The sequence below is a fragment of the Treponema sp. R6D11 genome (assembly GCF_054786075.1).
This window is the reverse complement of record NZ_BDHD01001475.1, coordinates 1-248: the sequence shown is the minus strand read 5'-3', so window position 1 is coordinate 248 and position 248 is coordinate 1. Positions and strand designations below refer to the sequence as shown.

General features: G+C 35.9%; 1 protein-coding gene. It reads right to left on the bottom strand.

Annotated features, from left to right (window positions below; genetic code table 11):
- Nucleotides 1–248 (bottom strand): hypothetical protein (locus tag ACYVTD_RS19145; protein WP_461249161.1); only part of this gene is annotated, 248 nt, incomplete at both ends.

Here is a 248-nt window from a genome sequence, read left to right as displayed (position 1 = left end):
TCCGCATTAATATGCAGTTCCTGTCCGCTTGCGGAACTAATTGAGCTAAAAGAAAATATTGTTCCTTCGGGTAAAAAAAAATAAATTGAATTATCGTTTAGTAGCATCTTTTGGGGTTTTACCGATATTTTTTTTCGTTTGACGCCTGTAAAAATTACCCTTTTGCCTTTTTTTTTTTTAAATAAAAAACAAACCCCGCCGTAGAAGATTTTTACACCGCCTGTAATATCCTGCGCTTCCTGTTCCGC